Below are 14413 nucleotides of genomic sequence, written 5' to 3'. Positions count from 1 at the left end.
GCTGGACCCTTCCTTTTAGATGTATTATTTACAGGCTATTTGGCGAGAAGTTCGGTGCATACTGTGCGGCAACCTTGATGCATTCTTCCATACTGGTGCTTTCTGCGATGTTCTTGCCTGCAATATCGAAGGCGGTGCCGTGATCGACTGACGTGCGCAAGAACGGGAGACCGTTCGTGATCGAAATGGTACGGTGGAAGTCTGTCATTTTCGCAGCGATATGTCCTTGGTCATGGTACAAGGATAGCACTGCATCATACTTGCCATTTAGCGCCTGAAAGAAGACCGAATCGGCCGGCACTGGGCCTGCAGCATTTATTCCATCCTTCACGGCGAGTGCAATGCCAGGCTTAATTTGATCAATTTCCTCCCGGCCAAACAAGCCGCCTTCTCCGCTATGCGGGTTCAAGCCTGCCACCGCGAATCTGCCGTTTTGAACCCCGAGCCGCTGCAATGCCCGGTGACAACGAATCAAGTAATCATGGACTCTTTCTTTTGTGATCTGGCCGATGGCATCCCGCAAAGACAGGTGGCGGGTGAGGAAGAAGATCCGCATGCCGTTCACCTCGAACATCGTAAGCGGATCGTCTGAACCGGCCAGATCCTCCAGCATTTCGGTATGACCGATATATGGGACTTCAGCTGCTTTCAAGGATTCCTTATTGATTGGCGTCGTCGCCAGGGCTTTGACTTCTCCGGCCATGGCAAGCTCCACGGATTTTTTAATGTATTCGAATGCGCCCTGGCCGCCTTGTGCCGAAACTTGTCCGTATTCAAGCTTATCGATATCGATATTCGCCAGATTGATCACATCGACGGTACCGAATTTATATTTTCCTTCTGCTGGCGCTGTAATTTCGTTCACTTGCAGATCCGCTTCCACGATCTTGATCGCTTTTTTGATGACTCCGGTATCACCGATCACCAGCGGCTTACACACATCATAGATTTCTTTCTTCGCTAAAGATTTCATCGTGATTTCAGGCCCGATACCAGCCGGGTCTCCCATTGGAATTGCAATAATTGATCTTTCTGCCATGATATATTCCTCCTTAAAATGTCGCTTCCAGATATTTCACGCTTGTGTAGATCGCTTTCACATCACCTGCTGTACCGCCTTTGGTGACAATCGGAATACCGTCCAGGTACCCCCCGATAAACTTCCCATAGGCGACCAACGGCAGGATTTCATCAATCAGCCGGATGCCTTCTACTCTGCAGACCGAGCTGAGGGAAGCGGTTACATCCCCGCCGCTGGTAAAGCAGCCTCCAATTTCAAAGCGGCTGTTCTGTATCACAACTCTGGCAATCTTGCCAAGACCGTCCGCGATGCGCTTTGCCAATGCATCCTGGCTTACATGCTGCTTTGCCGCCAGTGTTTTCAAATCCAGGATTTCCGATCCCAGAGCATCAGTCGTGATCAGGAGAATATCCTGCTTCTCTAACTCTTCGATCGCTTTTTTGATGACGCGTTCTACTTCTGTATCCCAGGCTCCGTCCATAGTCACAAGCTTTTTGCAATCGACATAGATGGGGTGGAGATTCGTCTTATCGATCAAATATTGCAGCTGCTTGGAGCTGTTCGATGTGACGCTGCCGACTGTGACGATGATTTTTTTATCCTTCATCCGCTTTCTGCTGAATGCCTGAGCGAAAGCGGCAGTGAGCGGACCGGGATCAGCCGGAATCATTTGATACATGTCCAGCTCTGCCATTGCACCGGCAACAGCATCAATGTCCTCATTTGAGATGGCATCAGGAACAATGATTCGTGCACCTTCCTGTATCTTCTTCCGCATTTCTGCCTTGATCGCTTCCTTGCCGGCGAGGATGGTCTGTAATCCGATGCTTTCAACCTGATGATCGCTCTGCTTCTGTACAAGCTTTGGGATATGTGATTCTGTCACAGGCTTAACCGGATCCTTTCCGACATCGGAAAGCTGTACCGGTATTCCGTGGACAAGGAGATAGCCGCCTGACACGATACGGCCGGAGTCTGGATAAGCCGGAACCACGACTGCGATGGACCGATCACCCCATTCATTAAGAAAAGCATCCAGTTCTATCCCGATATTGCCCCGTACCGTACTGTCAATGCGTTTACAGACAATATCCGTTCCCCACTTTTTCAGGTTCGCCGCCGCTGTCTTCACCCTGCGGTGTGCGACTTCTGCTTTCGCATAGCGGCTATCGGTATCAATGATCACCCCATTGATCTCTTCCGATGATGGCAAGTGGTCGTAAAAAACCATTGTTGCCACGTTATAACCAAGCTTCGTCAGTTTGACGCCTGTACCATTGCCTCCAGTAAGATCATCTGCGACGACGCCAATTTTCATGGAGATTCCTCCTCTGCTGTCATGACATCTAAAAGCTCCTGCAATTCATAAGGATGATAATCGACGATGCCGGAATCTGAGATGATACCGGATAATTCCTTCAAGTCGCACACCTTTACGAGCGATTTTTGATCCAGCTTGCTGGAATCGGCGACAAGCCAGGTTGCCTGAGCGGACTGGATCATCAGTTTTTTAATAGATGCTTTTTCGAATGTCGGAACAGTGACCCCGACATGCAGATGCACGGCGTGCGCTCCGAGAAAGCACAAGTCGACATGCAGATTGCGCAATGTCTGTTCTGTCAGCGGGCCAAAAAGTGCGCCAATATTGTTCTGCACCTCCCCGCCTGTGAGAATCAGCTTGACCTCGCTGTCCATCAGCTCCGCTGCGATCTTGATGTCATTGGTTACGACCGTCAAATTGCTTTTGGACTTCAGCAGCTTTGCAATCTCGAGTGTAGTCGTTCCAGAATCAAGGAGAATAGTATAATTCTCTTTTACGAGTTCTGCCGCTTTTTCGGCGATGCGCTTTTTCTCAGCTGCATATTTTCCTTCCTTTGTCTGAAAGGAAGATTCCATCACAAGCGGCTTGTTGAGAACTGCACCGCCAAGCGTGCGGATGATCTGCTCCTTCTCCTCCAGGTAGGTCAAATCTCGCCGAATTGTCATAGCGGAAACATTCAATTCGGCCGCCAATGCTTCGATGTCTATTTTTTTGTGCTTTTTCAATTGTTCCAAAATCACATCTCTGCGTTCGTTAGGTTGCATTTTTATCACCTTTTGTTAATTATGAACATCTTATATGGTTAGCATAGTCATTATTTTGTGAAAAGTCAACAATTTATTGTGAAAAAATATCATATTCCTGGTGATTAATGTTGAAAATGAACAGAATATCGTTGATTCTCCGCTTTCTTTTCCTGTTTGACTATTTCATGTTCATTCATCACATAAAGGGGAAAAGTCCAATGGGGATTAATGCGCACTGAAGTACAGGAATGCCGTCCGTATATCAACCGGCCATTATAAACGGTGCTCAAAACAATGCCATAGCTTATTCACAGTGGGGCGTCTTACACGCTTAATGATCTCGAAGCAGGGGGGAGGTGCGCCGCTATTCATATAGGAAAGCATAAAAAAGCCGGCTGCTGCCGGCTACATGAAAGGATACTGCTGATTTGCTGTTTATGCCTTTTTCACCCGGGGGCTTCTAGGCTTTTGATATGCATCGGTTTTTTTAAGCTCACGCCGCTCTTTTGAGAGCGATTTGTACAGAGAGACGATCATGAAAATTATGACGATCGAAAATGGCAGCGCGGCAAGGATGGCGGTGTTTTGCAAAGCGGTCAATCCGCCTGAATACAAGAGAGCCGCGGCCATCGCCGACTGAATGATCCCCCAAGAGACTTTCACCGAATTGGCCGGATTCAGAGAACCGTATGTCGTCTGCATTCCGAGCACAAATGTCGCCGAATCGGCAGATGTGATAAAGAACACCGCGATCAGAATCAAGGCAACAATCGATGTAATCATCTGCAAAGGATAATGATTCAGCGTTCCAAACAGCATGGTTTCAGTAGACAGTTTGGCCACATTGAAAATATCATTTTGCTGCAGATTCATGGCTGAAACGCCAAAGATGGAGAACCACAGAAACGCTAGGAGGGACGGCGCAAACAATACGGCGCCGAGGAATTCCCGGATTGTCCGGCCCCTTGACACGCGGGCGATGAAAATTCCGACAAACGGAGACCAGGAAATCCACCATGCCCAGTAAAAAATCGTCCATGAGTTGATCCACTGCCGGCCTTCTTCATTAATTGGCGATAGCCTGAAGCTCATCTGCACCAAATTTGAAAAATAGGTTCCGATAGTATCTGTGAACGAATTCATGATCAGCACCGTCGGGCCGGCAAACAGCATAAAGAGCATGAGAATACCGGCAAGCCCCATGTTAATGTTGCTCAAATATTTAATTCCCTTGCTGATGCCGCTCCAGGCCGATGCCAGGAAGAGAACCGTCACAATGGCGATGATGATCAGCTGAACCTGAAAATTATTTGGAATGTTGAATAAATAGTTCAGCCCGCCGTTGATTTGCGTTGCACCGATTCCAAGGCTTGTCGCAACACCCACTACAGTCGCAAATACTGCGATGCAGTCAATCAACTTGCCGAGAGGTCCTTTGACCCTGTCCCCAAAGACAGGGTACAACGTAGCGCTGATAAGGCCTGGCGCATCCTTTCTAAACTTAAAATAGGCGATGCAAAGCGCAACGATCGCATATATTGCCCAGGCATGCAAACCCCAGTGAAAAAAGGTAAACCGGAGAGAGTCTCTAAAGGCCTGAGCGGTTTCTGTTTCACCTGATGGAGAGCTAATCGCGAAATGGCTGATGGGTTCAGCTGCACCGTAGAATACGAGGCCGATCCCCATTCCAGCGCTGAACAGCATGGCAAACCATGATAAAAGAGAAAATTCCGGTTTTTCATCCGGCTTTCCTAATTTAATTTTTCCGATCGGACTAAACATCAGGAAAATTCCAAAAGCGACAAAAAGGGACACCACTAATAAATAATACCAGCCAAACGTGTTGGTTAAATACTCCTGTATCGAACTTGACAGCGCCTGAAGATTGTCGGGAGCTATGATTCCCCATAAGACTGCTGCGGCTGTGATGACGATTACAATCCAAAAAACACTTGAAATATTCTTCAAAATCATCCTCACCCTCTATTCATTTTTCATCTTGCTCCTGTCCTACAATTTAGTATGAGTTACACTGTGAAAATTCATTCTCGCAGATAACGTTTAGTCCGGTTGTCGCATTACCCACAATCAGGTGAAACAAAACGATTCTACCGTAACATATTTTTAAAAAAAGAGACAAGTCACAAAACTTGTCCAAAGTTGCTGCTATGCTTGATGGTTAAGGGGTCGACACGTTTTTAATTTTTTCTGACGGAAACCGAAAATTCCCCTGCATTGAGGCCGGCAAGCCGCCCGGTGACAAGGGCGGAGGTGATGTTGTATCCGCCGGTGTACCCGTGGATATCAAGGATTTCCCCGCAAAAATATAAACCTTCCTTCTTTTTGGACGCCATTTTTTTCGGATCGATTTCTTTTACGGAAACGCCGCCTCCGGTCACAAAGGCTTTTTCAAGCGAAAGCGTTCCATTCACTCTGACCGTAAACTCTTTGCAGTCTTTTACAAAAGCTCTTAAGCGGTCTTTGGAAAGGGTGGAAAAGGTCTCAGCGGGATCAATCATGCTTCGCTCGAACAGAAACAGCAAATACCTTTCCTGCATCCATGGTTTGAGCACATTTTTGACCGATTTTTTCGGAGCTTCTTTCAGCTCTCTTTGCATCCGCTGAAAAAGCTGTTCTTCGTGAATGTCGGGAAATAAATCAATCTTCAGCCTTACATCTTCCTGCTTTTTCAATTCTTTCACGACAAATTGGCTGCATCTGAGCACTGCCGGGCCGGAAAGGCCGAAATGTGTAAAAATCATATCCATCTGATGAGTGATGACGGGTTTTCCTCTTTTGTTCAGGACGCTGAGCGCCACATTTCTCAATGATAAGCCCTGCAAAGTTTTTTGCTTGATAAACGGCTCGGCCGAGGTGACGGGAACCTCTGTCGGGAAAAGCTCGGTGATGGTATGTCCCGCTTTTTCCGCCCATTCATAGCCGTCTCCCGTTGATCCAGTGTGCGGGACGCTTTTTCCGCCGACCGCCACAACGACCGCTCCGCACAATATCTTTTCGCCGTTGTTTGTTACAATGCCGTACGCCTTTTGGTCATCGTATAAAACAGATATCACTTTTTCGTTCGTGCTGATGGCGACATGCAGCTGTTCAAGTCTTCCCAAAAGTGCGTCCACGACGCTTTGCGCTTTATCGGAAACGGGAAACATCCGCCCGTGGTCCTCTTCTTTCAGCTTGACGCCGAGGCGTTCAAAAAACTCAATGATATCTTCATTGTTAAACTCGGAAAACGCGCTGTATAAAAAACGGCCGTTTCCGGGAATATGCCTGATGATTTCCTCAATTGGAAGGCGGTTGGTGACATTGCAGCGCCCCCCTCCTGAGATGGCCAGCTTCCGGCCAAGCTTGTTTCCTTTGTCGATCAGCAAAACATTTGCGCCCCGTTCACCGGCCGCAATGGCGGCCATCAGCCCGGACGGTCCTCCGCCGATGACGATTACATCAAAATGCTTCATTTAAAAATCCTCAACTTTCCTGCAGTCTAAAGCCTGTGCGTAAGATGTTCGCAGATGCTGTCACAGAATGTGGCTTTGGATCATCTGCGCTTTATTTTATATTATAACGAAAGAACGGCATCTTTAGAAAAACTTTCAAAAGATCTAATTTAGCCAAGTTATTATTACCTAGGTGAAGCACCTGTGTGGTAAAATGGAAAAGTTGAATCTATTGAAGAAAAATGGTGATTAGGAACATGTCAAGCAAACTGTTAAGAGGCACGTTTATATTAACGCTTGGTACCTACATTTCAAGGATCCTCGGAATGATTTATTTAATTCCGTTCGGAGCCATGGTCGGTGCCACCGGAGGTGCCCTGTTCCAGTACGGTTATAATCAATATACGATTTTTTTGAGCATTGCCACGATGGGTTTTCCGGCGGCCGTGTCCAAGTTTGTTTCAAAGTATAATTCCATCGGTGATTATGAGACAACGAGAAAGATGCTGCGCGCCGGAATGTCGATGATGCTTGTTACGGGAATCATTGCGTTCTCACTTCTATATTGCACTGCACCGTTTTTTGCGAAGACGGCCCTCGGCGGTGCAGAAAACAATGGACTGACGATTGAGCATGTCGTATACGTCATCCGCATGGTCAGCCTGGCCCTGTTGGTTGTGCCGGTATTAGCCCTTGTGAGGGGATTTTTCCAAGGCCACCAAATGATGGGGCCGACAGCCGTTTCCCAGGTTGTTGAACAACTTGCCAGAATCGTTTTTCTCCTCACGGCGACATATTTGGTCATGAAGGTATTGAACGGCGGACTTGTGGTCGCCGTCGGCTATGCGACTTTTGCGGCATTGATCGGCGCGTTTGCAGGGCTTTTCACTCTCTATTTTTCCTGGCAGAAAAGGAAAGGTGATCTGCTGGCGCTGAAGCCGAACCTTGTCCCGCCGTCAAATATTACGTATAAGCAAATGTTTAAGGAACTGTTCAGCTATGCGGCTCCATATGTGTTTGTCGGGCTGGCGATTCCGCTTTTTCAGTATATTGATACGAATACGTTCAATAAAGCGATGATTGAAGCCGGCTTTCAAGACATCAGCCAGGACTTGCTGGCGATCGTGACGCTGTATGTTCCCAAGCTTGTCATGATACCTGTTTCTCTTGCGACGGCTTTTGGTCTGACATTGATTCCGGTGATTACGGAAAACTTCACCAGCCGGAATTTTGCCGCTTTAAATAAACAGATTGATCAGGCGATGCAGATTATCCTGTTTATCGTGCTTCCCGTTTCAGTCGGGATGTCGCTTCTTGCAGGGCCGTTCTACACGTTCTTTTACGGCTCGGAAAGCCTGCGCCCTGAAATGGGACAAGACATTTTATTCTGGTATTCTCCAGTAGCGCTTTTATTTTCATTGTTCACGGTCAACGCCGCAATTTTGCAAGGGATTAACAAGCAAAAATTTGCGGTTGTCAGCCTTTTACTTGGGATTATCATCAAAATCGTGCTGAACGTGCCGCTGATCAAGCTGCTTCAGGGAGAAGGGTCGATTTTGGCCACGGCTCTCGGATATTCTGCATCTATATTGTATGGCTTCATTATGATCAGACGCCATGCCGGCTATTCTTATAAAAAACTGTTGAAAAGGTTTTTGCTGATGGTGATTTTGACAGCGGTAATGGGAATCGTCACATTGATTGTCAAAGCCATTTTCGGCATCTTTATTTCATATGAGGGAAGACAAATTCTGTCCGCCTTGATTATCGTCATGACATCAGCGATCAGCGGCTTTGTCTACCTGTATATGGCTTGCCGCTTGAAACTGCTTGAAAAAATATTCGGACAGCGGTTGAGCCGCTTCTTCAAAAGAAAGGCCTCATAAGCGGGCTTTTCTTTTTATTTAGAAAAAGGAGGATTGCACGATGAGATTGGATAAGCTGCTTGCCCATAGCGGCTATGGGTCGAGAAAAGACGTCAAAAAAATGCTGAAAAACGGTGCGGTTCGCGTGGGGGGCAGGATTGCCAAGGACGCGAAGGAACAGATTGATCCGGCGGCTGATGAGGTAACCGTATTCGGCGAGCCTGTCATCTATCGGGAATTCATTTATTTGATGATGAACAAGCCGCAGGGGGTGCTGTCGGCTACAGAGGACAGCCGCCAGGAGACGATCATCGATTTGCTTGATCCGGAATATTTGCGCTTTGAGCCGTTTCCTGTCGGACGGCTTGATAAAGATACGGAAGGCCTGCTTCTTTTAACAAATGACGGTCAGCTTGCCCACCAGCTTTTATCGCCCAAAAAGCATGTTCCTAAAACGTATGAGGTGCATGTTGAAAAGCCGGTCACAAAGGCTGCCGCCGATCAGCTCGAAAGCGGCGTCGATATTGGAGAGGGGTATGTGACAAAACCCGCAAAAGCGGTGATCCTCGAAAATGAAAGCGGCAGGCACAAGCTGCTTTTGACGATTACGGAAGGAAAATTCCATCAGGTCAAACGGATGCTGAAGGCCGTCGGCAATGAAGTGGTCTATTTAAAACGGCTGAAAATGGGGGATGTGGCGCTTGATGCAGAACTTGCGGCAGGGGGGTACAGAGAACTGACCGAATCTGAGCTTGCGGCATTAAAAAATAAAAAACACTCAGATTGATCTGAGTGTCTGGGGAAGAACCGGCGGCTGCCGGTTCTTTATTCAGCAGTTTCAAAGACCGCAAAGTTGCCGGTTATGTGATATATATGATCGTTTGTTAATATTCTATTTTTCGGAACATTTTCTATGAAGAAATTCTCACTTTTTTTCTTGTTGTTTCCCATTTACCTCTGCTTGGGCTGCGAACTAAATCGTTGTATGCCAACACATTCAGATCACGCTGGATTGTTCTAGGTGTAGTGCCAAATTCATCAACCAGTTCCTGGGTTGTAACGAGTCCCTTTTCTTGAATAAACATGTAGACTGATTTGATCCTGGTTAGCATTCGGTTTGTTGAAGGTTTCAAACAACCACTCCCTATCATATGATCGAATGGACTTGACTACCACAACTTACGTCTCCAAAATGCAGCATGGACGATGAACAAACAATTCTTAAAATGATCAATAAATATTATACACGATGTGTTCGAGAAATATCCAGAAAAAAACCCGGACCAAATTTATGAAAAAATGAAACCCCTTTGATGAACCGTTTTAAAAAAGAGGCTCAGGCTGTCATCTAAGCCTCTTTTTCTACTTAATGCCCCTCTAAAAAAAACATATGGATGAAAAACAGGATCGCGAATATCAGGACAAGCGGATGGATTTCCCGCCATTTTCCTTTCGCGGCTTTCACGATCGGATATGCAATAAATCCGAGCGAGATTCCTGTTGCAATGCTGGATGTTAAAGGCATTGCAAGGATGACGAGAAAAGCCGGAAACGCCTCATCAAGCTCTTTCCAGCGGATGTTTGAGACAGATCCGATCATCATGCTCCCTACTATGATCAAGGCGGGAGATGTAATCGCTGAAATGCCCGAAACCGCCCCCACAAGCGGACTGAAAAACAATGCGGCTCCAAAGAGCACGGCGACTGTCAAAGAAGTCAGTCCGGTTCTTCCTCCGGCGGCAACTCCGGCGGAGGACTCGATATAGGCGGTTGTCGGGCTTGTCCCGAACATTGCGCCGATCGTAGTCGCCGTTGAATCGGCAAGAAGCGCCTTTCTCGCATTTGGGAGCTTGTTGTTTTTCATAAGCCCCGCTTGTTCGGCAACTCCGATCATCGTACCGGTTGTATCAAAAATCGTAACCAGCAGGAAAGAAAAGACGACCGAGTAAAGCCCGTAATGGATGACATCCCCAAAGGCTGTCAAAGGATTGGTGATGATCAGCTTTTCAGGCAGGTGAGGCATTGACATCACGCCATGCTCAAAGCTGAGCTGACCGGTGAAAAATGCGATCAGACCAGTGAAAAGCATCCCGAAAAAGAGGGCGCCGTTCACGTTCATGACCATGAGAACGACGGAAAAAGCCAGCCCGATTAATGTTAAGATCACTTCCGGCGAACGGAGGTTGCCGAGGCCGACCAAATTGGCTTCATTAGCCGTAATGATTCCGGCTCCCCTTAAACCGACAAATGCGATAAACAATCCGATTCCGGCGGTAATGCCGTACTTCAAATTGGCCGGAATGGCTTCGATCAGTTGTTTTCTAAGCGGTGTTAAGGATAAGATAATAAAGAGAATTCCAGCCGTAAAGACAGCGCTGAAAGCCGTATGATAAGATACCGCGCCATTTGACGAACCGACGACGGAAACCGCAAAATATGCATTAAGCCCCATCCCCGGTGCAATCGCGATCGGGAAATTGGCTGACAGCGCCATCCAGAGCGTTCCGATGACGGCGGCGATGATCGTGGCCGTGAACACTTGATCAAAAGGAACGCCGGTGCCTGAAAGAATGCTCGGATTGACGACGACGATGTAAACCATCGTAAAGAAAGTCGTCATTCCCGCAAGAATTTCTTTTTTAACTGTTGTTTGGTTTTCTTTTATGTTAAACATAATTCCTCCAATAACGAACATTGTAGCGAAACAATATCTATAATATTCGTTATCAGTCGGTTTTGCAAGTGTTTTTAGCAAATCTAACAAAAGAAAGGGTGGAAATATGAACTGGGAACAAGAGGTAGCGAAGAGAAAGGACGAAATTGTTCGGGATATACAAGACTTCTTAACAATCAACAGCGTTCTCGATGAGGAGACCGCCGGGCCTGATAAGCCGTTTGGCGAAGGGATTCACAAATGTTTGACGGCTTTGCTGAAAAAAGGAGAGGCCAACGGTTTCACTGTCAAAAATCTCGACGGCTATGCAGGCCATATTGAATGGGGGAAAGGCGACGAGATCATCGGTGTTCTCTGCCATATTGACGTCGTCCCGCCCGGAGACGGCTGGACCAGCGACCCGTTTGCTGCCGACATTAGAGACGGCCGGATATATGCCCGGGGCGCGCTCGATGATAAAGGACCGACGATGGCCGCATTTCACGCTCTGAAAATTGTGAAAGAGCTGAATCTGCCATTGTCAAAACGGATCAGGCTGATCATTGGAACTGATGAAGAAAGCGATTGGCGGTGTGTGGAGCATTATTTTAAACATGAAGAAATGCCTTCGGCTGGATTTGCGCCTGATGCCGATTTTCCGATCATTTATGCAGAAAAGGGACTGATTGACGCCGCTTTACAAATTGAATGCCCGCATGATGGAAAGGATGCGGAAATGGTTTTGGAAACCCTTCACGCGGGGCGGCGCCTCAATATGGTTCCCGATGATGCAGAAGCGGTTCTTTCCGGAGCAGTCACAGCCGATTTTGAATCATCCTTTGCCGACTTTGTGAAAGGCAAACGGGCGGAGGGCAGGATCACCAAGAACGGAGATAAGTGGAGCGTCAAAGTATTCGGGAAATCGGCCCATGCGATGGAGCCTGACAACGGCATCAATGCCGGTCTTGTCCTGACACAGTTTTTACATACACAAGCGCTTGATGCAGCTGGCCTTCACTTTGTCAAAGCGGTAACAGATGCGTTTAGCGGTGATACAAGAGGGAAAAAGCTTGGAATCGCCTGCAGCGACGAGATCAGCGGCGATCTGACCTTAAATGTCGGCCGCATCGCTTATGTGAGAGATAAAGAAAGTGCTGTCGGCATCAATATCCGCTATCCCGTAACAGAAAAGAGCGGCCGGATCAAAGATGCGCTTGAACGCGCGCACGGCGTAAAGCTTGTAAGCTTTAAAGACAGCAAGCCCCATCATGTGCCAAAAGACCATGAGCTGATTCAGACGCTTCAGCGTGTATATGAGGAACAGACTGGGGAAAAAGCAGAGCTGATTTCAATCGGCGGAGCGACCTATGCGAGATCTCTGCAAGCGGGAGTGGCGTTTGGTCCGCTCTTTCCGGGACGTCCAGACATCGCTCATCAAAAAGATGAATATATGGAGATTGACGACCTTTTGCGGGCGGCATCCCTTTACGCGCAAGCTATTTATGAACTGGCGAAGTAATAACAGGTGATGGGATAAGGGAGAAATTTGAAGTTTCCCTTTACAGTTGGCTGCTGGATGCAGATGAATGCTGTATTATTCAAATGAACAGTTGACATGTGAAGCGCTCACGTCTTGTTATAAGCGGTACACCGTAGATGGCCTAAAAAAACCACTTGATTTCAATCATGGAAATCAAGTGGTTTTTCTTTAAAATTGAAATAAGTCGCTGGATAAATAGCGTTCTCCAGTATCCGCGGTCATACAGACGACGATTTGATCTGCCGGCAGTTTTTTTGCGGTTTCAATGGCGGCGAAGCAGGCCGCTCCGGAAGAAGGGCCGACGAGAATGCCTTCCTCCCGCGCCAATCTGCGGGCCATCTCGTACGCTTCCTCATCTTTAATTTTCAAGATTTCATCATAGACATCTTCATTTAAAATATTCGGAATGAAGCCCGGGCTTGTCCCGACGAGTTTATGTTTTCCAGGCTTCCCGCCTGACAAGACGGGCGATCCGGCCGGTTCTGCCACATGGACGGTTATTCCCGGAAACAGCTCCTTCAGCTTTTCACCCGTGCCGGTAATCGTTCCGCCTGTTCCTGCCGTTGCGACAAACGCGGCAAGCGGTTTTCCGATTTCTTCTATTGCTCGGGCAATTTCCAAGGCGGTTGTTTTTCGATGGGCATCCGGATTGGCTTCATTGTCAAACTGCATCGGAATGAAGCTTCCGGGAATTTGTTCTGCGAGTTCCCGCGCTTTTTTGATGCTTCCCGGCATTCTTTCGTCTCCGGGTGTAAGAACGACTTCTGCTCCGTATGCCTTTAAAAGGTTGATCCGTTCTTTCGTCATCGTATCAGGCATAACAAGAATCGCCCTGTAGCCTCTTGCGGCCGCATTCATGGCGAGTCCGATTCCGGTATTACCGCTTGTCGGTTCGATGATTGTCGCCCCTGGTATAAGGAGGCCTTTTTCTTCCGCGTCTATAATCATTTGGTATGCCGCCCGGTCTTTGACACTGCCGCTCGGATTGAAAAATTCAAGCTTAACGTAGACTTGCGCCGCATTCTCCGGCTGAACCCGGTTCAATTTGACAAGGGGTGTATCCCCGATTAATTCGGCTATATTTTGAACCGCTCTCACATTTGTGCACCCTTTCTGACAAAACATGTTCTTTCAATATCGTATCATAAGCCCCGGAAAAGTGAAAAATAGAGAGGTTATAAGCCCTTGATTTTTGTTAAAATGTAAAGAAGATAAATGGAAGGAAGTCATACATATGTCTGTAAAACCGCATTATTTCATTGGAATTCCTTTTCCGGCTGAGCTTGCAGAGCCGCTTTATCATTCAATCAGCAGCCGTCCGGATTTTTCTTTTCATAAATGGGTCCATCCTTTGGATTACCACTTCACGCTTGTCTTTCTCGGATCAGCTGATCAGGATCAGCTGTCGTTTCTTGAGGACAAGCTCGGTCTGATCGCTTCTGACACATCTTGTTTTGAACTTCACCTGAGACAAACAGGGACGTTCGGCAAACCGTCTGAGCCGAGAATCCTCTATGTTGAACCGGAGCATTCCGCAGCTCTTTTTCAAGTACGGGAGCAGGTGAAACAGGCTGCGGCCGGGGCGGGCTTTAAGATTGAAAAACGGCCGTTTCACCCCCATATGACAGTCGCCAGAAAATGGAGCGGAGCCGTTTCTTTTCATGGACGCTTAGACCCGCTTGAGGACGATGTTTCCTTCACAGCGAGCCGGCTTACCATTTTTCAGGCGCATGTAGACCAGATTCCAAAATACGAACATAAAGCTGTCTTTCCTTTCGGCGGATAGCATGAAGCAGCAGAAATGTAAGATTCGGA

General features: G+C 47.5%; 12 protein-coding genes. 4 read left to right on the top strand and 8 right to left on the bottom strand.

The genetic code is table 11. The annotated features are described in order from the left end of the window. Positions 1-28: 28 nt before the first annotated feature. The 5 genes from pdxA to BTR1S_RS15310 form a co-directional block, all read right to left on the bottom strand. Complete coding sequence (gene pdxA / locus BTR1S_RS15330; protein ID WP_006636134.1) at positions 29-1039, bottom strand: 4-hydroxythreonine-4-phosphate dehydrogenase PdxA; 1011 nt, start codon at positions 1037-1039, stop codon at positions 29-31. 13 nt (positions 1040-1052) lie between these two features. Further along, a complete protein-coding gene (locus tag BTR1S_RS15325) occupies positions 1053-2339 on the bottom strand; it encodes a four-carbon acid sugar kinase family protein (RefSeq protein ID WP_029419189.1) in 1287 nt (428 codons plus the stop codon). Continuing rightward, the gene (locus tag BTR1S_RS15320; protein ID WP_006636136.1) at positions 2336-3106 is read right to left on the bottom strand and encodes a DeoR/GlpR family DNA-binding transcription regulator; all 771 of its coding nucleotides are present in this window, start codon (positions 3104-3106) and stop codon (positions 2336-2338) included. Before BTR1S_RS15320 ends, BTR1S_RS15325 begins: the two co-directional genes overlap by 4 nt. Before the next feature lie 417 nt (positions 3107-3523). Continuing rightward, positions 3524-5059: a glycine betaine transporter OpuD gene (gene opuD, locus BTR1S_RS15315; RefSeq protein ID WP_029419188.1), complete on the bottom strand. Its 1536-nt coding sequence runs from the start codon at positions 5057-5059 to the stop codon at positions 3524-3526. 227 nt (positions 5060-5286) lie between these two features. Then, a complete protein-coding gene (locus BTR1S_RS15310; protein ID WP_006636138.1) occupies positions 5287-6561 on the bottom strand; it encodes a BaiN/RdsA family NAD(P)/FAD-dependent oxidoreductase in 1275 nt (424 codons plus the stop codon). Positions 6562-6797: 236 nt separating this feature from the next. Here BTR1S_RS15310 and murJ point away from each other — a divergent pair, with 236 nt between their 5' ends. Then, on the top strand, positions 6798-8426 hold the full coding sequence (gene murJ, locus BTR1S_RS15305) for a lipid II flippase MurJ (RefSeq protein WP_029419187.1): 1629 nt from the start codon (positions 6798-6800) through the stop codon (positions 8424-8426). Positions 8427-8466: 40 nt separating this feature from the next. Beyond that, entirely contained in the window at positions 8467-9192 is a 726-nt protein-coding gene (locus BTR1S_RS15300) for a pseudouridine synthase (protein WP_006636140.1), read from the top strand. 124 nt (positions 9193-9316) lie between these two features. Here the strand turns inward: BTR1S_RS15300 and BTR1S_RS22105 are convergent, their stop codons facing one another. Beyond that, positions 9317-9538: a DeoR family transcriptional regulator gene (locus tag BTR1S_RS22105; RefSeq protein ID WP_006636141.1), complete on the bottom strand. Its 222-nt coding sequence runs from the start codon at positions 9536-9538 to the stop codon at positions 9317-9319. 233 nt (positions 9539-9771) lie between these two features. Continuing rightward, on the bottom strand, positions 9772-11079 hold the full coding sequence (locus BTR1S_RS15295; protein WP_029419186.1) for an NCS2 family permease: 1308 nt from the start codon (positions 11077-11079) through the stop codon (positions 9772-9774). Between the two features lie 106 nt (positions 11080-11185). Here BTR1S_RS15295 and pepV point away from each other — a divergent pair, with 106 nt between their 5' ends. Continuing rightward, entirely contained in the window at positions 11186-12577 is a 1392-nt protein-coding gene (gene pepV, locus BTR1S_RS15290) for a dipeptidase PepV (RefSeq protein WP_029419185.1), read from the top strand. Between the two features lie 189 nt (positions 12578-12766). Here pepV and cysK read toward each other — a convergent pair whose 3' ends face one another. Continuing rightward, a complete protein-coding gene (gene cysK / locus BTR1S_RS15285) occupies positions 12767-13723 on the bottom strand; it encodes a cysteine synthase A (protein WP_087962482.1) in 957 nt (318 codons plus the stop codon). A gap of 109 nt (positions 13724-13832) precedes the next feature. Between cysK and thpR the strand changes: the two genes are divergently transcribed. Next, a complete protein-coding gene (gene thpR, locus BTR1S_RS15280) occupies positions 13833-14384 on the top strand; it encodes an RNA 2',3'-cyclic phosphodiesterase (protein ID WP_034326300.1) in 552 nt (183 codons plus the stop codon). Positions 14385-14413 lie beyond the last annotated feature (29 nt).

The organism is Bacillus sonorensis NBRC 101234 = KCTC 13918, from assembly GCF_001592005.1.
Lineage (GTDB): Bacteria > Bacillota > Bacilli > Bacillales > Bacillaceae > Bacillus > Bacillus sonorensis.
Note: the sequence above shows the minus strand (reverse complement) of the source record. Positions and strands in the feature narration are given on the sequence as shown.